Origin of the sequence: Gluconacetobacter liquefaciens (genome assembly GCF_003350405.1) — a bacterium.
GTDB lineage: Bacteria > Pseudomonadota > Alphaproteobacteria > Acetobacterales > Acetobacteraceae > Gluconacetobacter > Gluconacetobacter liquefaciens.
Genome location: NZ_QQAW01000014.1, coordinates 15433 through 36236 on the forward strand (window position 1 = coordinate 15433; position 20804 = coordinate 36236).

Here is a 20804-nt window from a genome sequence, read left to right on the forward strand (position 1 = left end):
CATAAGAGGGGCCGCCCGGCACAAGACGGACAGGGACGGAACACCATTTTCCACCCCACCAAAGTTCGCACGCACGGCAACCTGCCACCGCGCATGACAGAGGGGTGACGACATGCGGTTTCCGTCCACCAGAGATTCATGATCAGCCGCACCGCCATCCTGCGCCTCGCAGCCGGCGCGGTCGGTCTCGGCGCCGTCGCCGGCGCGGGCTTCCTGGCCTACGCCCTGCATCCCGCCATCGCCCCGATCGCGCCCCCCGCCGCCACCAGCTTTTCCGCCGAGAGCATCGAGCGCGGGCGCGTCCTCGCCGCCGGCGGCTATTGCGCGGAATGCCACACCCGCCGCGACGGTCAGCCGGGCATCCCCCTGGCCGGCGACTACGCCATGGCCACGCCCTTCGGCACCATCTATTCCAGCAACATCACGCCGGATGCCAAAACCGGCATCGGCACATGGTCGCTGGCCGCCTTCACGCGCGCCATGCGCTACGGCGTATCGCGTGACGGCGCCAACCTGTTCCCCGCCTTTCCGTTCGACCATTTCACACACATGACCGACGGCGACATCGCCGACGTCTATGCGTTCCTGATGGCGCAGAAGCCGGTTTCGTCGGTCAAGCGCGAGAACACGCTGCCCTTCCCGTTCAGCATGCGCATCCTCCAGGCCGGCTGGAAGCTGCTGTTCCTGCATCCGGGCGCATACACGAACGATCCGGCGCATGATGCCCAGTGGAATCGCGGCGCCTACCTCGCCGAAGGCCTGAGCCATTGCAGCGCCTGCCACACCCCGCGCAACGCGATGGGTGCGGAAAAGGCCAGCGCCCCCTATGACGGCGCCCCGGTCGATAACTGGATCGCACCGCCGCTCAACGCCACCAACCCCACCCCCGTCACCTGGACGGAAGACGAATTCTTCCAGTATCTGCGCTACGGCGTGGCCCCGCTGCACGGCAGCGCAGCCGGCCCGATGTCGCCAGTGGTCCATGGCGGCCTGAGCGAGATGTCGGAATCCGACGTCCGTGCCATCGCCCACTACCTGGCCAATATCGACCATGCCGACGCCCGCCAGCCCGGCGACGCCCAGCATCTGGCCACGGCCATGGCCACCTCGACCCGCGACCTGACCACGCCGCAGACGGCCGACGCCGATGCCCGGCTCTATCAGGGCGCCTGCGCGGCCTGCCATGCCAATACCGGCACGCATCCGGTGCTGGGCCGTCCCGAACTGGCGCTGAACAACGCGCTGTGGCTGGACGAGCCGACCAACCTCTACCAGGTGATCCTGCGTGGCATCGGCACCGAGGAAGGGCAGGATGGCATCACCATGCCCAGCTTCTATCACGCGCTGACCGACACCGATCTGGCCCGCCTGGCCGCCTATCTGCGCCGCACCCGCACCACCCTGCCGCCCTGGACCGACCTGGAGAAGAAAGCCGCCGCCGTCCGCGCGACGCTTCCGGCCCCACCGGTCGCCGCGTCCCATTGAGAGACGGAGTCCCGACATGACCAGCTTTCGGCTCAATGGCCACGACATCTCGGTCGACGTTCCCGAGGACACCCCCCTTCTGTGGGTGATCCGTGACGAAATCGGCCTCACCGGCACCAAGTTCGGCTGCGGCATCGGCATGTGCGGCGCCTGCACCGTGCATGTGGGCGGCCGCGCCACCCGCTCCTGCATCACCCCGGTCTCGGCGGTCGAAGGCGCGGACATCACGACCATCGAAGGATTGGACCCGGCGGGCACCCACCCGGTGCAGGAAGCCTGGAAGGATCTGCAGGTTCCGCAATGCGGCTACTGCCAGTCCGGCCAGATCATGCAGGCCGCCAGCCTGCTGAAGGATTTTCCGCAACCGACCGATGAGGATATCGACGCAGTCATGGGCGGCTCGCTGTGCCGCTGCATGACCTATATCCGCATCCGCGACGCCATCAAGAAGGCCGCGGCCGTCACCGGGGGAGAACCGTCCAATGGGTAAGCTCGGTCGCATGGGCTTCGGCCAGCGGGCCGGCGGCGAAGCCGGCAATGGGGTCTCCCGGCGCGGCTTCCTGATGGCGGCCGTGGGGGCCGGCGTCATGTTCGGCTTCCCCGCCGTCCCGCGCGCCTCCCAGCAATTCCCCGCCACCGGCCTGCCCGGCGACGGCGCGTTCGAACCCACGATCTGGTGCGCCATCGCGCCCGACGGCGCCATTACCGTCAACATCATCCGCGCCGAGATGGGCCAGCATGTGGGCACCGCCCTGGCCCGCATCATCGCCGACGAGATGAACGCGGACTGGAGCCGCGTCACGATCAACTACGTGGACAGCGACCCCAAATGGGGCCTGATGGTCACCGGCGGAAGCTGGTCGGTCTGGATGACGTGGGATGTCTTCCGCCAGGCCGGCGCCGCCGCGCGCATCGCCCTGACCGAGGCCGGCGCCACCCTGCTGGGCATCCCCGCCGCCCAGTGCACCACCCGCAACGGCATGGTCATCGGCGGCGGCAGGAGCATCGGCTACGGCGATATCGTCGCCCGCGCCCACCCCACGCGCAGCTTCACGCCTGACGAACTGGCCAAACTGCCGCTCAAGCCGGCCGCCGACCGCCACCTGATCGGCAACAAGGACCTCAAGGCCCTCGACATTCCGGCCAAGACCAACGGCACCGCCCTCTACGGCATCGACGCCAAGGTCGAGGGCATGGTCTATGCCCGCCCCAAAATGCCGCCCACCCGCTACGGCTCGCGCGTCCGCTCGGTCGATGACAGCGCCGCCCGCGCGGTCAAAGGCTACCAGCGCTATCTGGTGATCGAGGACCCGTCTGAAGTCGTACAGGGCTGGGTCCTCGCCATCGCCAGCACCTACAGCGCCGCCATCCGCGCCGCCGACCTGCTGAAAGTGGACTGGACGCCCGGCGAGACGATCAACGTGTCCGAAAAGAACGTGATCGACCACGGCAGAACCCAGATCGACCGCAAGGAAGGCGGCGTGATGGTGTTCGACGACAAAGGCGTGGACAGCACCTTCGCCGCCGCCGCCTCGACTTTTTCGCAGGACTATACCTGCGCCTCGGTGCTGCACTACCAGCTCGAACCGACCAACGCGCTGGCGTTCGAGAAGGACGGCATCTTCGAGATCCACGCCGGCAACCAGTGGCAGTCGCTGATCCTGCCCACGCTGGCCAAGGCGCTGGGCCGGCCGGAGAAGAGCATCGTCCTGCGCAGCTACCTGCTGGGCGGCGGCTTCGGCCGCCGGCTGAACGGCGACTACATGATCCCGGCCGCCCTGGCGTCGAAAGCGTTGGGCAAGCCCGTCAAGCTGGTCCTGACCCGCTCGGACGACATGCAGTTCGACTCGTTCCGCTCGCCCTCCATCCAGCGCATCCGCGTGGCGTTCGACGGCAGCAAGGCCATAACGGCCATGGAATATCACGCCTCGGCCGGCTGGCCGACCGAGGTAATGGCCCCCGCCTTCATGTCCAAGGGCGTGGACGGCAAACCGTACGACCCCTTCGCCATCGCCGGCGGCGACCATTGGTACGAGGTCGGGCCGCTGCGCGTGCGCGCGCTGTCCAACGACCTCGCCAACCGCACCTTCCGGCCGGGCTGGCTGCGCTCGGTCAGCCCCGGCTGGGTCAGTTGGGGCCTGGAATCCTCGTGGGATGAAATCGCCCACATCCAGGGCAAGGACCCGGTCCAGTTCCGGCTGGAGCACCTCACCGGCGCCGGCCGCAACAAGGGCGAGGCACCGGATTCCACCGGCGGCGCGCTCCGTCAGGCAGCCGTGATCCGCCGCGTTGCCGAAAAGGCCGGCTGGGGCCGCCCCCTGCCCAAGGACACGGCGCTGGGCATCGCCAGCACCTTCGGCCAGGAACGCGGCATGCCGACCTGGATCGCCTGCGCCGCCCTGGTGCATGTCGACCGCGCCACCGGCATCGTCCGCTGCCAGAAACTCACCCTGGTGGTCGATGCCGGAACCATCGTCGACCCCGACGGCGCGCGCGCGCAGACCGAGGGCGCGGCCCTGTGGGGCCTCAGTATGGCGCTGTTCGAAGGGTCGGAGATCGTGGGCGGCCTGCCGCGTGACCGCAACCTCAACACCTACACCCCGCTGCGCATCGCCGACGTGCCGGAGATGGACATCGAGTTCGTCGCCAACACCGAAAAGCCGACCGGCCTTGGCGAACCCGGCACCACGCCGATCGCCCCGGCTATCGGCAACGCGATCTTCAACGCGGTCGGCGTGCGCATGCGCCACCTGCCGATCCGCCCGGCGGACGTGCTGCGCGCCCTGAAGGAAAAAGGCGCCTCAGCCGCCTGATCGCCCATTGGGCAGCGCCTGGCGGACCGTTCGTCCGCCAGGCGCGCGAGGATATCCTGAAAAACACCGGGTTGGTCTTCACCCTTTCCAACCCGGCAAACCATCTGACGTTGTCCCCTCGCAGGACATGAACCCGCGCTAGAAACTGAAGCCGAACGTCCCGAAAACCTGCCGCGGCGCCGATGCGTGAAAGACCTGAATGGTCCCGGATTTGTCGGACGGCGCGAACACGCTGTTGTCGAAGTTCGACGCATAACGCTTGTCGGTCAGGTTGGTGATGTTCAGCGCCAGCTTGGCGCCTTTCATGAAGCCGATGGAATTGAAATCGTAGCCGAGTCCGAGATCGACCGTGCCGTAGCCGCCGAAGCTGGCATCGTTGGTGTAGGTATAATAGCGCCGGCTGGTATATTTGCCCTGGATCGAAGCCCAGAAACCGTTCCACCGCGCGGTCAGCATGCTCGCGGCCATTTTCTCCGGCGTGTCCACCTGCTGCTTGCCGGCGGTGCGATAGAGCGTGCAGGTCGTCGTGCACCAGTTCAGGTCATTGTCATAGGTCGTGCTGTTGAACGACGCCGAATTGTACCAACTCAGCCATTTCAGCGGCCGCCACAGCACCCCGAGTTCCGCGCCCCGGCTGGTGACGCTGCCGGCATTGTGGAAGGAGTTGCCGCAGCCCGCATTCTGCTGCTGGTTGGTCGGACAGGGGTTGTACTGCAACAGCCGGTTGTCGAATTTCGTCCAGTAGCCGGTCACCGAAGCCTGTAGCGGCCCGCTCACATAGCGGTAGCCCCCTTCGATGCTTCTCGATGTCTCGGGCTTCAGCGTGTTCCCCTGCGCGTCCCATACGGCCTGCGTCACCGATTGCGGGCCGAGCTTGAAGCCGCCCTGGAACATCGCCATGTTTTCCGCATAGCTCGCGAACACTTCATGCTGCGGCGCGATCTGATAATGCACACCGACCTGCGGCAGGAAGTAATCCTTGGCGGTCAGCGAACCACTGGCGAACTGGCTGGACGCCGGCGGCGCCGTCCTGGCGATTCCCGGCTCGGCCTGGGCATTCGATTTCGAATACGTGCCCTTGAAACCGAAATCGATCGTCAGCCTGTCATCGAAGAACTTTGCCGAGTCCTGCACATAGAATTGCCGCGTCTGCCAGGTGGTTTTCTGCACCCATTGGGCCAGGTCCGGCTGGCCTTGAAGATAGCGCGCCAGGCTGAAGGGCCCCGTGACATCGGTCCAGATATAGCGCGCGGCACTGCTGGTATTGTCCTCCACCCAGAACCCCGCCTGAAGGTGGTTGAAGCCGACGACCCAGCTCAGATTGCCCAGCACGCCGGTACGGTCGATGGTATAGCGCGTGTCGCGGATCTGCACCGGCAAGTCGTCAGCGGTGCTCGCCGTGCCCTGCGTGGACCAGCCCGTGATCCAGTTATTGCCGGCCCCCTTGTCGGTATGATGATAAACCTGAAGATGCGCGCTCAGGGTTCTGGTGATGTTATAATCCCCGGCGACATAGAAAAGATTGTCGTCGCGCAGGATCTGGCCGTTGGTATAGGTGACGTCGGACAGTTTTTCCGGCGATTTCGAGGCCACGCACTTGGTCGGCGCCTTCGGCTTGCTCACCGAGCAGTAAGCGCGATCCAGATAGGATTGCCAGTCCGGCGAATAACCGCCCCAATCCCAGCCAAGGCGCGAACGCATGTCCTGCGACAGATAGGGCGTGTCGGCCTGGTTAGTGCGCGACACATCCCCGAAGGCCGTGATCGAGCCATTGTGGAATTGATACACGACCTTGCCGTTGAACTGCGCGACGGTGGATTCGGTATCGGCGCGCTGGTGCACGAACTGGTTCTGCTCGCCGTACTTTCCCGAAAAATAGGCCGAGAATCCGGCATGTTCGCCAGTATCGAAGCGCGCGAAGGTACGCTTTCCGTCCTCGCTGCCAAAGCTCTGGTTGACCGTGAACCCCATTTTCTTGCGCGGCTTGCTGGTCATGTAGGTGACCGCCCCGCCCAGATTGCTGGTCGAGGCGATACCCAGGCCGGCAATGCCCGTCGCCAGATCGGCCTGGCCGAGATTGTCCGAGATCAGCGCACGGTTGATGCTGAGGCCGTTATAATTGTTGTAGGCACCGTCACCCAGCGGCATGCCGTCGAGCGTGTAGCCCAGATGTGTGGTGCTGTAGCCACGCACCTGAAGGGTCATGGACTGCTCGTTGAGGCCCAGCGCGTCGATCGACTGCGCGCTGACGCCCGGCAGGATGTTCAACGCCTTCTGCACGCTCACGCCAGGCGGCAGCACGTCCAGGTTCGACCGCAGCAGGGTCGAAACCGAACGGCTCTGGCCCTTGCCGACGGTGGTGATCATCTCGGACGCGCCAGCATCCGCCCTGACGGGCGTCAGGGGAGCCCCCGACGATGCGGCATCCTGGCCGACGACGACATAAATGCCCACGCCGGTCTTCCGGGCGACAAGGCCGGTGTCGGCAAGCATCCGTTCAAGCGCCTGCCCGACCGTCATCGCCCCGCTGACGGCGCGGGTATGATGCCCTTCCGCGACCCGACCGGAAATCACGATCTGGATCTTCGCCTGCTGGGCGAACTGCCTTACGGCGCCGGCGACATCCTGCGCGGGGACGTCAAAGGTCGTGACTTGCGCCAGCGCCGGGGCGGCGATCAGGACGGCCGACACGGCCGAGCCCGCGGCCAGCCGGTGAAACAGAGCGTGCATGAAGCATTCCCAAGGATGTTTTGCCTTCTCGACGCCCCTGGAAACAGTTTCCTTATCGGTTCTCGTGATTTTTTCGTCGATCGATCACGATATCGTCCCGCTCGGTCCGCGCCTCGGCCCCCAGGCTCGTCGCGGCAGCGCGCGCAAAGCCGGCCACGTCATCCATGTGGAACGATCCGTAGAGGCTCTCCCGACCCAACGCGGGGCTGCCGACGCGCAGACGCAGCCGGTTATGCCGGTTGATCTCGGCCACCGCGCTGTCCAGCGTTTCGCCGTCCAGTTCAAGCCGCCCCTCCTGCCACGCCAGCATCCGCTCGATATCCATGGGCGCAAGGCGAACGGCTTCCGGCCTGGGGCCGTCCATCGTCCGTTTCGGGAACCGGGCGCGCTGACCCGCCGTCAGGCTGACCCGACCCGCCGGAGAATCGACCCTGACCGCCCCTTCCGTGACCAGAACCTCGACATCGCCCTGGGGGTCGTCATCCGTCACCTGGAACGCCGTGCCGATATCGGTAATGACGACCTGGGCCACGATCACGCGAAACGGGCGCTGCACATCATGCATCGCGCGGAACAGCACCTTGCCGGCCTGCATGCGCACATCCCGATGCCGCGCATCGAAAGCAATGTCGATCCGGCTTCCGGCATCGATCAGCACCGACGAACCATCGCTGAGCGCCACCGACCGGACTTCCCCGGTCTGGGTCTCGTACCGCTCCCCCGGCGCGTGAAGAAGCAGCATGGCAACCAGCGACGCCACCAGGGCGGCCACACCGCCCCCCATGAGTGTCAGCCGTCTCCGGGTCGAAGATTTCTGCCCCCCGGCCGGACTGTCCCCCACCGGCTTGTCCCCGGCGGCCCCGCTCTCGTCCGGCGTGCCCTCGGCCGGCCGCGCTTCGCGGGCGGCAGGCGGCGCGAACAGGGCCAGCGCGGCTTGCGCGCGCAGCAGGGCACCGGCATGTTTCGGGTTTCGTGCGACCCACTCGTTCAGACCCGGATGATCCCGATCCGGCATGGCGTCCAGCTTCGCGGCCCAGGCGGCTGCTTCGGCCTCTATCTCCCTAGCCGATTTTTCGCCACTGATCGTCAATCTTCCACTCTTCTTCGACAGGGTCTCGCAGCGCCCGCTGGATCAGGCGCAACGCCTTCTGAATGTCATTTTCGACTACATTCTCGCTGACGCCAAGTCGTCTTGAAATTTCCCGCTGCGATATCCCCTCCATCCGCCTCCAGGTAAAGATCGTCCGGCATCGCTCGGGCAGCGTGGCCAGCAATGTCTCGACCAGCTTCAATTGCTGGCGCGCCGAAACGGCGGCCTCGATATCCGTTGCCTGGTCCTCGACGGTCAGCGTCGCGTTTTCCGTAAAATCTTCAAGCCGGACGACCCGCGCCCGCCGACGGTTGTCGCGCCAGGCATTCTTGACGATCTGCATGAAATAGGCCCCCGGCCGGTCAATGTGATCGACCGACCGCAGCGTCGCCAGACGGCAATAGGCATCCTGGATCAGGTCGTCGATGTCGCTCTCCGCGATGCCGAGCCGACGCAGCGCACCCCTGACCTTCTGCTCCTGCGGGATCACATGCGACGAGACCCATCGAACGATATGAGGCGGGCAAACGGTCAAGTTCCAGATGTCTCCAAGGCCATGCCGCTGGCCCGAAGTCGAGACCCTATCGTGACGCCAAACGGCGAGACAACCGCGACACCCCCCGAAATCAGCTTTGGAATCGCTAAATTATTATGACAGGCGCACACCGCCGCATGCGCCACGGCATGGAATAGCACCACCCGGAACCACTGGCGCCGCTTACCGAACCGCGCATCCGCCGGTTGAAGGACGCCGCCGCGCCTGCCTTCTCATTGAACTGCCGCCACCCGATGCCTCCGGGCACGGCCATTCCTCCAACGAGACGATACGCCGGACCCAGGCACCCCGATATCACGACCATGACCGGGCCGGGCGGCACGGCACCCTCCCGGTCAGTCCCTGGCTTCTGCCGTGGCCTTCGCCCGCCTCAGCCTCATGCCATTGGCCAGCTTGAACAGTTTGTACGGCACGATCTGCCGCGACACTTCGGTTCGCACAAGCGGCGCCAATCCGAAACCGGCCAGAAATTTGGCGCTGCTGACCGACCCGTAGCTGTCGAAATCGAATGTCAGCCCCAGCCGGTCCGCCAGTTCGATCGATTTCCAGAGCAGCAGCGCATTCACCCCGCCGATCCCGCAGGACAGATCGCGCGCCGACTGCCAGAAATAGGCATTGGCCGCCCCCCAGACCAGGATAGCAGCCGCGACACCCTTCCCGTCCTGGTTACGGGCAGTCAGTATGACGGCCTGGTTCCGCTCCCGGGCAGCATCGAAGATCCGCCCCATCGTCCGGAAATCGTTCCTGTTCTCCTTCTCCGATTTGTTCAGCAGCGACAGCCGTACAAATTCGGAGAAATCATACCCGCAATCGACCGAGACCTGCCGCTGTGCCGAGCGTATGACATTTCGCGTCTTCTGGTCGCAGTTTTTCCATACCGTCGCGATATCCGAAGGATAAGGAACACGAAACGTAAACTGCTCCTCGCAGTTGAAATCCTGCAACGAAAAGCCGAAGCCGGACTCGTCGCCAGGCGGCAGACGAACCCTGATACTGTCATGCCTGGGCAGGCGTCCGACAAGTTCCTCGATCAGGTTGCGGACATTCTGCGCATGCTTGAAGGGCTTCGATGGCGGCAGGTAGAAGGTCGGTCCCAATGTGCGCGTATAGATCGGCATGCTGATGCACGAAAACCCCATCCGCCGGGACAGGAAGATCGGCATGCTCAGCCGCAATATCCCCGCATGGCGGATCTCGACGATTTCGAAATTTCCATTGGTGGCGGCATCCATCCACCATTCTTCATTGAACGGGTCTGGATACTTCGCATGCCAGGGTCCGAGGCTGAGCGGAAACAGAGTATCAGGACCGGCACACTCTCTACGTTCGTCCAGATCGGAACGAAATATATCCATAGGCATTTTTTGCTCATTATTTTTAATTAAAATATTTTTAGTTCAAAATGAGCAGAGATACACAGTCATTTTATAGTTATATAATCGTTATATATTTAAGATCCCTGAAATTTCGATACAAATATTCGTCAGCCGCGCCGGGTTCCCCCGGCGCGCACTGCCCTCGGCCCTGCCGCCTACAGCGTCAGGTTCGCACGCAGGTAATAATACCCGCCATTCATGTCGAGCTGCGACGTGCTCATGTAATATTGCGGCACGCCCAGATAACGGTTCCCGTCCGGCACCCGGCTGGGACGGGCATCGAACAGATTGTTCGCCCCCAGCGTGAACGACCAGTTCCGGTTGGCGCGATAGGTGATGTCCAGATTCGTGATGAATTTCGGCGTATTCCGGAACGGCAGGAACACGGTGCTGGACAGCGACCCCGTATTGGCGGCCCCCGTATAGTAGGTCAGTTGCGACGTGGTCTGGCCATAGCGGATCTCATGCACGCCCACCGTCCAGGCCCCACGGGTGAAGCGCCCGCCAAAGATCATCTTGCTGCGCGGATAGGCCGTGGTGATGTAGGCAATGCTCTGCGCCGACAGCAGCGGCTGCCCGGTCGCGGAATCCGCCTGGTGACTCAGGCGGGTCCGGTTCAGGTTGATGGCCACATCCCAGTCGATCCGCCCCACATCGCCCAGGCGCGTCGGATAGGTCGCCGTCAGGTCCAGGCCCTGCGTGCGCGTGCTGGCCACGTTGGCAAACCAGTTGGTCGAGAGCGAAGCCGCCGTCCACTGGTCCGATCCCTCCGGCAGCGTAAAGCCGTTCAGCTTCAGGGCAGAGCGCGCCGCATCGCCGGTGATGTTGCCACCGGGCAGGATCTGGTCACGCAGGTTGATCTGATAGACATCGACCGTCACATGCAGGTTCTTCACCGGCTCGATAATCACCCCGCCGGTCGCGTTGGTGGAGCGTTCGGGCTTCAGCGCCGACGCACCATTGGCCAGCGCACCAGGCGAATTGGCGGCGATCAACCCGCGCGCCGCCGTCGGCGACAGCGTCAGAGAGCTGTAATGCTCCTGCGCCAGCGTCGGCGCATGGAACCCGTTGGAGATGGTGGCGCGGAATGCAAGCCATTTGAACGCATCGTAGCGAGTGGAGACTTTCCCGGTCTCGGTATCGCCCACATCGGTATAATGCTCGAACCGCCCGGCCAGATCGAACTGCCAGTTCTTCAGCAGATGCGTGGCAATATCCACATATCCGCCGACGACATCGCGGTTGAAATTGCCGGCATTGCCCGCATTGGTCCCCGCCAGCGCATCCGACCCGCTGCCATAGGTCGAATCCGGCGATCCGGTGCCGACCGAATAGCTCTCGTAGCGATAGGTCGCGCCCCCGGCCACATTGATGCTGTGCGGCCAGCCCGAAAGATGGAATGCCCGGCTCAGATCGAAGCTGTTGCTCCACTGCGAATTGTTGAACCCCTGCGCCGCGATCACCGTCGGCGTCCGCCCGGTATCCCGCGCCACCGCGAAATTCGCCGAATCCTTCAACCCGATCGCGTCATAGTCACGCCCGTAGACCGAGGACAGATCCCAGTTCCACCCCAGCAGCACGCCTTTTACGCCCGCCGTCACTTCCCAGTCGTTTTCGTCGATCGTCTCCAGCGGCGAATAGCCGTTCGGATAGATGGCGGCATATTCGGGATGCGTCGCAAGTGAACTGGGCAGGCGATAGTTCTGGAACGCCTCGCCATGCCGGTGCGCATAGGTCGCCAGCGCATAGGCATGGATATCGTCCGTCAGGTCGTACCCCGCCTTCACCGCCACGCTCTCGCGCGTCTGCTCCGGCCGGCCGAGCAGCTTGTTGATCTTGGTCCCCGTCCGCAGGTCCGGCGCGCTGCGGAACGTATGGTCCTCATGCACGAAATCGCCGCTGACATGCACGAACCCGCGCGCCCCCAGCTTCGCCCCGCCATCCAGATACACGCCCTGCTGAAACCCGTCCTTCGCCGCCGTGATGCCGGTAATCGACTGGGCATTGAAACCATGGTCCTGCGTCTTGAGGATGATGTTCACCACCCCCGCCACGGCGTCCGACCCATATTGCGCCGAAGCCCCGTCGCGCAGGATCTCCACATGGTCGATCGCCGCCATCGGAATCATGTCGATATCGACCGGCGTGGTCCCCTGCTGCGGCCCGCCATCGGCATAGAGATTCGCCGTGGTATGGCGCCGCTTGCCATCCACCAGCACCAGCGTCTCGTTCGGGCTCAACCCACGCAGGCTGAAGGCCGAGGTCAACGCGCCGGTATCAAACCCCCCGGTCGGCAGCGTCAGCGAAGGCAGCAACTGCCCCAGCGCCTCGCGCAACGTCGGCTGCCCCGTCTGCGCAAGCTGCCGGGCCGAGACGATGTCGATCGGCGCCACGCTGTCCCGCGCCTTCTTCCCGGTCTCGCGGGTGCCGGTCACGATAATGGCCTCCCCCGCATCGGCCGGCCGGGCCGGCTGTGTTGCGACGGCAACATGCGGGGCGTTCAACACCTGGGCGCGGCCACGGCCGGCCGTGGTGCCATCCTGCGGCGAGGCATCAGCCGCCGGGTCAGCCGCCCACGCCTGCACGGCCGGCAAGGCCGTCAGGATCGACGCGGCCAGCAGCGCCTGCCGGGCATGAAGACGGCAACCAACGACAAATCTCCTTCTGCTGACAGGCACGAAATCCAGGGCGAGCAAGCGGAAGGATGACACGATAGCGGCTCCACATTAGACTACAAAAAATCGTTGTTTCAAAAAATCACAACAACGTACCCGCCTTCGTATCAGTAACCATACGAAATGTGAATTAATCCTATCCGTGTCCCAAATTCTTCCATCCAGAATGTGACAAATTCACCACACTCCGTTGCGCAAAAAGAACATCCTGTCTCGGAGCGCCCGATGCCCCGCCTGCGGCCAACAGCAGAACGCGCCCGCCCCCCTCTCGTACGGCGCACACGGCCTCATTTTATCGCGACGGCACACCACGCCTGAAAACCAGCGTCCCCACCACATGCCGCCCGTCCTCCGCGGCAACGGTCATGACCAGCCGCGCCCGATCCGCCGACAACGCCCAGCGCATCACGGCAACGCGCAGGGTATCTCCGGTCCGCACCTCCTGCGTCACGACCAGCGTCCCCCCTTCCCGCCGCGCGGCAGCGGTGCGCAGGGTGCTGGTCCCCAGCACGGTCCGCTCGGGAAAGCGCACAACGCTTCCATCGGTCGGCAGGTCCAGCGTCACATGCTGCGCCCGTCCCCGTGCCGTCGCCACGATCTCATCCGTGATCCGGTCGCCATGATCGACGATCGCATCCCTCCGCGCCTCCGGCTGCTGGAGGTCGCGATAATCGCTCTCCCCCTCATCCAGGCACCAAGTCCCGGAAAACCCGGCCACCTCCCGCCCCTGCGCCGGCAGAGCGGCCAGAAACACGAGCAGCACCGTCACAATGGCCTTCATCATCGCACGCCCGGCCCCACCCACGACGCCCCCCACCGGCTCGGCTTCGCCCCCATGATAAAATGCAGGGTGCGGCCATCCATCATGTCCCGATAGGTCACCATGGGCGACGACAGCGCCACATCGTCCAGCGTGGCCGACCGGATATACCGATTGTCCGCCGTATTATGGTCCGCCACGACGGTAAACACCCGCCCATCCGCCATCCGCAGCCGCGCGCGCGAAACCAGCGGCGACCCGATCATGTATATGCCCGAGGCCGGGTTCACCGGATAAAACCCCAATGCCGAAAACACGTACCAGGCCGACATCTGCCCGCAATCATCGTCGCCATCCAGCCCAGACACACGGTCGGCATATTCCGTGCGCATGATCTCGCGCACCCGCTCCTGCGTTTTCCACGGTTGCCCGACGAAATCGTAAAGATACGGCACATGATGCGACGGCTCGTTGCTGTGCCAGTTGTAATTGCCGTCGAAATAGCGGTCCAGCCGCCCGGCCAGCGCCTCGCGCCCGCCCATCAGTCCGCTCAGCCCACCGACATCATGCAGCACGTCGAAGGTGTAGACCCACTTTCCGCCCTCGGTCCATCCGGCGTCCGGGTCGGCCCACGACCCGTCAAGATTGCGTGCCTGCATGAACCGCGTGGCCGGATTGAACAGCATCCGGTAATTCTTCGACCGGCGCAGGAAACGTTCGTAATCGTCCTGCCTGCCCACAGCCCTGGCCACCTGGGCCACGCACCAGTCGTCATACGCATCGTCCAGCGTGCTGGACGCGGATTCCGCCGTCCGGTCGGCCGGCACATAGCCCAGCCGCAGCGCATAACTCAGCCCGCCCCGCGCCTCGAAGGGCGTGCCCGGCTTGCGGTCGCGCCAGTCGTTGGTGGCGTCGCCATCGGGCGGCACCGTCGCATCCTTGCGCACGGCCTCCCAGGCCAGCGCCCGGTCGAACCCGGCAAATCCCTTGCCGATCGCCTCCGCCACCAGCGAATCCGCATGGGTGCCGATCATGATGTTGGTATAGGACGGATTGGGCCATTTCGGCATCCAGCCCCCCTGCTGGTAATCCTGCAACAGGGCCTGCACCATCCCGCCGATCCGCTCGGGCGCCACCAGCGTCAGCAGGCTGAACTCGGCACGGAACACATCCCAGGTCGCAAAATCGGTATAGCTCTCGCCCGCATGCACCTGGTCGTCAAACGCGCTGTAATAGCGCCCATATTCCGAAAGCGAGCGCGGATAGAGCAGCGCATGGTACAGCGCGGTATAAAAGATATACTGCTGCTCCCCGCTCAACCCCTCTACCGCGATCCTGTCCAGCTTCTCCTGCCAGGCATCGTGCAGCGTCCTGCGCAGGGTCTCGAAATCCCATCCCGGAATCTCCCGCCGCAGATTCTCCCGCGCCTGTTCCACACTGATGAAGGACGTGCCCACACGCACCTCCACGGCATCCGCTCCGGCATCGAACGTCGCGAACGCCCCCGTGCTCCGGTCCGGCGCCGGCGTGGCCGGATAGGTGGTCATCTTCGCCGGCCGGCTGAACTGCACGACGAAATAGCCGCGAAACCGGGGCAGCTTCAGCGGCCCCAGATCGGCATCCGAACGACGGGGATTATATCCGGTGATTTCCCCCTTCGCCTCATCCACCGACACGCCACCCGCAATCCCCGGCCGGCTGGCCTCGACCATCACCCGCCGCGCCGCACCGGCCGGAAAGACGAAGCGGAACAGCGCCGAATGCGCCGCCGCCGTCATCTCGGCACGGATCGCCTGCCCGCCCGTCCCCATCACCACCCGGTAATAATCCGGCCGCGCCTCCTCGTCCCGGTAGCTGAACGGCAATGCCCGCTCGGCCAGCCCGCTCCGCGCCTCGCCGCTTTCGGGCATGATCACGACATCGCCATAATCCCCCATCCACAGTGCCGCCTGATGGGTGCCGACAAAACCGGAAATGGCGCGGTCCCTGTGATAATACGATAGTCCCGGATGCCCGCTCTGCCGGGTCTGCGCCACCCAGCCCGTCATGCCGAAAGGCGGCGTCACCACCGGCATCGTGCGGCCATACCCGATCGGTCCACCACCGGTCCCGATCAGCGGATGCACCAGATCGACCAGATCCCCCGCACGCGCCGCCCCACTGGCAAACCCACCGGCAAACCCCAGAATAGCAGCGGCAAGAACGGCATATCGGCTCACGGTGAGGCTCCCCCGTCCAGAAGCCGGGTAAAGGTCGCCAGCGGGCACACTGCCGCCCCGCCACAGCCGGGCACCGCCAGATACGCCATATCCGGCGGATACGCCCCATCCCCCGCCCGCAGCCGCGCAGGCATCTGCGACTGGAACAGCACCCGCACCGCCGGGTGCCCACCCTGCGCATCCGTCAGCAGGGCAAACCCCAGCGCACTGCCCACGGGCACGTCATCCATCGCATAACCCGGCGCATGCACATGCAGGCCAAGCTGCGCCAGCAACGGCACGATGGTGCTGTCATGCCCCATCCACACCGCCAGCGCCGGCCCGTCGGCATGGGTCATCTCGGCCGCGATCGCCGCCCGCAGAGGCCGACTGAGCACCGGCGCCAGCGAGGGCAACCCGGTCATCACATGCAGCATCGCCGCATGCAGTTCCGACAGGCGGGCAAACGTCCCGTCATCCAGCGCGCCCCAAGCCATCCTTGCCGCCGGCTGGCCGGACAGCGACCCCAGCATGATCGCTTCCGCCACCGACGACGCCGGCAACAGCGATCCGGAAAGCGTCAGATGCTGCCCCGATGCATCGACATCCAGCACCGCCGGCACCCCGTCATCGGCGCACAGCGCCCCCCGCCCCGGACAACCGGCCAGACGCCGCAGCGCCGACAGCCCCTCGCGCGGCGGCCCCGCCAGCAGGCCGGCGGCAGCCGCCTCCGCCCGCAAGGCCGGCAGCAGCGCCCGCAGATCCCCAGGCCGGTCGGCCTCCAGCGGCGAGAACACCCTGTCCGGCACCCCGATCGACTCATGCACGATCGCGACCGGGCAACCGGGCGCAAAGCCGGCGGCAAACGCCTCCGCACTCGCAACCGTCCGCCGGCTGGAATTGGCCCGCAACCGCAGCATATCCGGCGCCGGGCACCCGCCGGCCACCAGTCCCGCCATGTCGTTGCCGGCCATCAGCGCGCGTTCCCACACCCCGAGCCCGCGCATCTGCGCCACCCCCTCGGGCGTCAGGTCGCCAGGCACCCCGCTCCACACCGGCCACACATGGTCGATCACCGCCCGCGACGGCACCTGATCCGCCAGCGGCGAGCGCAGGCCATGCCGCACCACCAATATCAGCTTGCGCAGGCGCAGCGCCTCGGGCGCTCGCGGCTCGATCGCCGCATCCCGGCACGAAGCCGGCGCGCTCACCGGGTTGCACCGCGCCGCCAGCCCGGTCCCGAACCCCACGCGATATCCCGTCCAACGCGCGGGCTCGAAATCGGGATAGTCGGTGCTGACCAGTTGGGCACCGCTGGCCAGGGCCGCATCCCGCCGCGTCGGGTCGCCGCTGCGCCCCTCCATCGTATTGGCGTCGGCGCGCGTGCGCACCAGCATATGCCGCCGCACCAGGTCCGCAATCGCCTCGGGCGGCCCGTCATTCAGTTCCGTAAAGGCGGCATCGTCGGCCTCCGGCGGCGCGTTGGTAAACGCGACCCGACCCCGCAGACCCGGATGCCCCTTCAGATACAGTTCCCGGTTCGACCGCTGGTCGAGCAGAAAGACCACCTTCCCCCGCGCGGCATCCACGCCCGGCCAGCCATGCGCCGCAACGGCCGCGCGCAGGCTCGGCGCATTCCCCCGTACCTGGTCCGGCGTCAGCACCTCACCCGGCGCGAACACCGAGCGGATCTCCCTCTCCAGCGCATCGAAAGTCCGCCAGGTAAAAGGCTCGGGCTCGGTCAGCGGCGCGCGCTTGCCCTGTTCGACCTCCAGCAGCACGAACAGCGGCAGATGCCCCGGATGCGCCCGCGACCACGCCCGCACCTGCCCCAGACAGGCCAGCAACGGCTCGCAGGTGGCCCGCTGGTCGATATCGGGGATATGCATCACCTTGAAGCCGAGCCGGCGCATCAGGGCTGCATTGCCCGTATCGGCAGGCGGCAACCCCGCCTCCGCCAGCCAGCGCGCCGATCGTGGGTGCGCAAACCGTCCCCCCGCCGCATCGGCGTAAATATCCAGCTCGATCTGCCGGATACCATGATCGAACTGCGTCGGCAGGTCCGCATGGGCATAGTCCAGCCCCTGCGCCGAAGCCGAGTCGCGCCGCGCCAGCAGTGCAGCGATCGAAGGTGCCAGCCCGGCATGGTAGCTGTTATGCGACCCGATCACCTGGATCTGGTCCAGTCGCGGCCCCTCCGCCGCCCGCGCGACAGGCGGCCCCGCCAGCACCAGGCACAGCGCCGCCAGACAGGCGGCCCCCGTCACGCGACCGGCGTGACGGGAGAACGAGACGGGCATCAGAACTGGCCCATCAGCGACATGCGGAAGTTCCGGCCCAGGATCGGCCGCGCCAGGAAGACATTCTGCCCGGCCTGCGAACTCAGCACCTCGCCCGCACGCGGATTGCCCTCCGTCAGACCCAGAGAGTTATTGAGGTTCTGTCCGGAAAGATTAAAGGTCAGATAAGGCGTGATCGCATAGGTCGCGCCGAAATTGATCACCGTATAGGCCGGCAGGCGCTGGCTGTTGGCCACGTCGGCATAGCGCAGGCCGTAATGCTCGATATCGGCCTGCAACAGCAGCTTGCCATCCAGCAGATGCAGGCGCGGCGTCACGCGAAACATCACCGGCGGCGTCCGCAGCAGATGGTTGCCGGTATAATCCAGCAGATTGGGCGACCCGTTGCTCAGCACCAGATAGCGCATCTTGCCAAAGCGCGCATTCTGCGCGGTGCCGGAAAACACCACGTCGAAATACTGGCTGGGGCGGATCGTCCCTTCGAACTCCAGCCCGTAGGTATGGGTGGTCGCCGTGATCGCCTGCTGGTTGTACGAGCCCGTCTTCACGTCGAAGACCAGATTGTTGATCCCGTAGCTGGGATAGTCGGTATTGAACCCGGTCAGGAAAAGATCCGCGTAGCGCGACTGATATTTCACACCGCCTTCATACATGAAGATCTTCTGCGTGATCGGCACCGCCACCGGGTTGGTGATGAACGAGGCCAGGCTGGGCAGGCGATAGGCACGGGTAAACCGGGCGAAGAAGCCCAGATTGGGCTGCAACTGATAATTCACGCCGATCGTGCCGCCAAAACCGGCGAAACTGGCATGATAGGGCGTATAGACCCCGTTGCCCGAAAGCATGTTCGCCATATAGGCCCCGGACCCCGCCACCACACTCTGGCTGCCCTCGACCAGCCCGCTGGTCCGCTGCGCCTCGTAGCGCACACCGGCATCCACGCGCAGCTTCTTCGTAATGGCCCACTCGTCGGTCGCATAACCCGCCACGTCGGTATCATTGCCATGCCCGTTGGCAAATTCGGTGCCGTAGCGGGTATAGCCGTTCTGCGTGGTCGACCCCACGACATTGCCCGCTGCGTCAACGGCATCGATATTCAGTGCCTGAGCATGCGACGTGGTATCCAGCAGCATGTTCGCCGAATAGCGGGTGAAATCCTCGTTGAAATAGGTCACGAACGCGCCCATCGCCACGTCGTGATGGCCGAGGAACGAGAAGGATTTTTCCAGCTTGAAGTCATTCATGACCTCATGCTCGTTCATCCACACCGCGCGCAGCGAGGCATCGGTGACATAATTGTTCCCCGTCATGGCCGAGGAGAATTGCTGGCTTGGGTCGTTCGCATAGCGCAATTGCCAGCTCGTGGCGCCGGCGAACATCGACCCGGCATCGCCCAGGCCGGCCAGGCGCTTGTCGGCATCCGTCACCGCGCTGGGCGACAGCACGGTCCAGGTGGCATTCATGGCGCGATAACGGAACGTGTCCGACAGATGCCAGCCATCGGCCAGATCGTGCTTGAAGCCCGCCGTCACCTGATGAAGGTTGATGTGAATGCCGCTTTGCAGGTCGATATGTTTCGTGCTGCCACCGGGACCAGGCAGGTAGACGTTTTTCAGCGCGGAAGACGAATAATCACCGGTATTGGCATTGAATCCGGACAGCGACGTGATGTTACCCGACTTGTCATAGGTCACGGGGATATCGGTAAAAAAAGCGGTCCGGTCGTCCATGTGCTTGTAATCGACGAAGACGCTGCCGCCATGGCTGAAATCGCGGCTGATATTGGCCCGGATCTGCCCCCCCGAATTGGCACGGAAACCGGGGTCGCGCACACCGTTTTCCACCCGGTAGAACCCGCCCAGGCTCCAGCGCCACGCGCCGGCAGGCCCACCCAGCCACGCATCGGTGCGGTACAGCCCGTCATCGCCGAAGGTCTGCTTGGCCAGTCCCGACAGCTTTCGGGTGCCCCGCCGCGACAGGAAATTGACCAGCCCACCCGGCGCATTCTGCGCCACGATGGAACTCGGCCCGCCGCGCACCACCTGGATCTGCTTCATCGTCTCGTCGATCCGAAACGAATCATCGGCGTTCAGATATCCCAGCGCCGGGTCCGACTGCACCGGCAGCCCGTCCTCCTCAAGCTGGACCGATCCATACCCATCCACCGGAATACCGCGCGCCCGGATATTGGCCCCCACTTCACCGCCCGAGGCTTCGACCCAGAAACCCGGCGTGTTCTTCAGCGCCTCGGACACCGAAGAGGTCCCGCGCACCCGCAGATCTTCCTGCGAAATGGTGGTGATCGCATAGCTGGCGTCGATCTTCCGCTGCTGCTTGCTGGACGCACGACCGGTCACGATCACAGCCTCGCCTTCCGGCAGCGCGGCCGGCGTCACCGCGGCCGGCGCGGCGCGCTGAAGCAGCCACACCCCGTCAGCCTTCGACCGCAGGGCAACGCCGGTTCCCTTGAGCATCTCGTCCAGCGCCTGCTCGGGCGTCTTCTTCCCTTGTACGGTGCTGGAGCGGACATTTTCCACATCATGCCCATCCACCGCCACATGCACGCCCGACTGGCGGCTGAACTGCGTCAGGGCAGAGGAAAGCGATTGCGCCGGAATGGCAAAATCCTTCTCGGCCGATGACTGGGCAACGGCCACATGCGGCAGCATGCTCACCGATGCCACGGCCGCGCCAAGGAGATGAACGGATGGAAAAGCGGCACAGAACGAGAGGCGACGACGCAGGGTCTTTCTTTTCACTGGATCTATCCGGGCTTTTCATAGGGTGGAGAACACCAGTGAGTTGCCCCGCGCCCCGGATT

General features: G+C 64.9%; 12 protein-coding genes. 3 read left to right on the forward strand and 9 right to left on the reverse strand.

Going from position 1 to position 20804, the window contains the following annotated elements:
• The first annotated feature begins 138 nt into the window (after positions 1–138).
• Genes C7453_RS16835 through C7453_RS16845 form a run of 3 tightly spaced genes read left to right on the forward strand, consistent with a single transcriptional unit; the run spans position 139 to position 4298 of the window.
• Positions 139–1485 (forward strand): c-type cytochrome, encoded by a 1347-nt coding sequence (locus tag C7453_RS16835; protein ID WP_114729161.1) that lies wholly within the window; start codon positions 139–141, stop codon positions 1483–1485.
• Between the two features lie 16 nt (positions 1486–1501).
• A complete protein-coding gene (locus C7453_RS16840) occupies positions 1502–1975 on the forward strand; it encodes a (2Fe-2S)-binding protein (protein WP_114729163.1) in 474 nt (157 codons plus the stop codon).
• Positions 1968–4298: a xanthine dehydrogenase family protein molybdopterin-binding subunit gene (locus C7453_RS16845; protein WP_114729165.1), complete on the forward strand. Its 2331-nt coding sequence runs from the start codon at positions 1968–1970 to the stop codon at positions 4296–4298. Before C7453_RS16840 ends, C7453_RS16845 begins: the two co-directional genes overlap by 8 nt.
• Before the next feature lie 138 nt (positions 4299–4436).
• Here C7453_RS16845 and C7453_RS16850 read toward each other — a convergent pair whose 3' ends face one another.
• From C7453_RS16850 to C7453_RS16890, 9 genes are all read right to left on the reverse strand, one after another.
• On the reverse strand, positions 4437–7028 hold the full coding sequence (locus C7453_RS16850) for a TonB-dependent receptor domain-containing protein (protein ID WP_114729167.1): 2592 nt from the start codon (positions 7026–7028) through the stop codon (positions 4437–4439).
• A gap of 52 nt (positions 7029–7080) precedes the next feature.
• On the reverse strand, positions 7081–8118 hold the full coding sequence (locus tag C7453_RS16855; RefSeq protein WP_141289084.1) for a FecR family protein: 1038 nt from the start codon (positions 8116–8118) through the stop codon (positions 7081–7083).
• Positions 8090–8653, reverse strand: coding sequence for an RNA polymerase sigma factor (locus tag C7453_RS16860; RefSeq protein WP_114729171.1), 564 nt, complete (start codon positions 8651–8653; stop codon positions 8090–8092). The genes C7453_RS16855 and C7453_RS16860 overlap by 29 nt, the downstream gene beginning before the upstream one ends.
• A 356-nt stretch (positions 8654–9009) precedes the next feature.
• Positions 9010–9906: a GNAT family N-acetyltransferase gene (locus C7453_RS16865; RefSeq protein WP_170143264.1), complete on the reverse strand. Its 897-nt coding sequence runs from the start codon at positions 9904–9906 to the stop codon at positions 9010–9012.
• A gap of 299 nt (positions 9907–10205) precedes the next feature.
• On the reverse strand, positions 10206–12761 hold the full coding sequence (locus C7453_RS16870; RefSeq protein ID WP_371858500.1) for a TonB-dependent receptor plug domain-containing protein: 2556 nt from the start codon (positions 12759–12761) through the stop codon (positions 10206–10208).
• Between the two features lie 256 nt (positions 12762–13017).
• Complete coding sequence (locus C7453_RS16875) at positions 13018–13509, reverse strand: hypothetical protein (protein ID WP_141289086.1); 492 nt, start codon at positions 13507–13509, stop codon at positions 13018–13020.
• Positions 13506–15704, reverse strand: coding sequence for a GH92 family glycosyl hydrolase (locus C7453_RS16880; protein WP_211311096.1), 2199 nt, complete (start codon positions 15702–15704; stop codon positions 13506–13508). The genes C7453_RS16875 and C7453_RS16880 overlap by 4 nt, the downstream gene beginning before the upstream one ends.
• Positions 15701–17983, reverse strand: a complete 2283-nt coding sequence (locus C7453_RS19200) for a Ca2+-dependent phosphoinositide-specific phospholipase C (RefSeq protein WP_211311097.1) — start codon at positions 17981–17983, stop codon at positions 15701–15703. The genes C7453_RS16880 and C7453_RS19200 overlap by 4 nt, the downstream gene beginning before the upstream one ends.
• The gene (locus C7453_RS16890) at positions 17983–20742 is read right to left on the reverse strand and encodes a TonB-dependent receptor domain-containing protein (protein WP_114729176.1); all 2760 of its coding nucleotides are present in this window, start codon (positions 20740–20742) and stop codon (positions 17983–17985) included. Before C7453_RS16890 ends, C7453_RS19200 begins: the two co-directional genes overlap by 1 nt.
• Positions 20743–20804 lie beyond the last annotated feature (62 nt).

Bases quoted from the DNA above. Each gene is read 5' to 3' on its own strand.
- C7453_RS16835 (WP_114729161.1), top strand. From the start codon at position 139: ATGATCAGCCGCACCGCCATCCTGCGCCTCGCAGCCGGCGCGGTCGGT.
- C7453_RS16840 (WP_114729163.1), top strand. From the start codon at position 1,502: ATGACCAGCTTTCGGCTCAATGGCCACGACATCTCGGTCGACGTTCCC.
- C7453_RS16845 (WP_114729165.1), top strand. From the start codon at position 1,968: ATGGGTAAGCTCGGTCGCATGGGCTTCGGCCAGCGGGCCGGCGGCGAA.
- C7453_RS16850 (WP_114729167.1), bottom strand. From the start codon at position 7,028: ATGCACGCTCTGTTTCACCGGCTGGCCGCGGGCTCGGCCGTGTCGGCC.
- C7453_RS16865 (WP_170143264.1), bottom strand. From the start codon at position 9,906: ATGGATGCCGCCACCAATGGAAATTTCGAAATCGTCGAGATCCGCCAT.
- C7453_RS16875 (WP_141289086.1), bottom strand. From the start codon at position 13,509: ATGATGAAGGCCATTGTGACGGTGCTGCTCGTGTTTCTGGCCGCTCTG.
- C7453_RS19200 (WP_211311097.1), bottom strand. From the start codon at position 17,983: ATGCCCGTCTCGTTCTCCCGTCACGCCGGTCGCGTGACGGGGGCCGCC.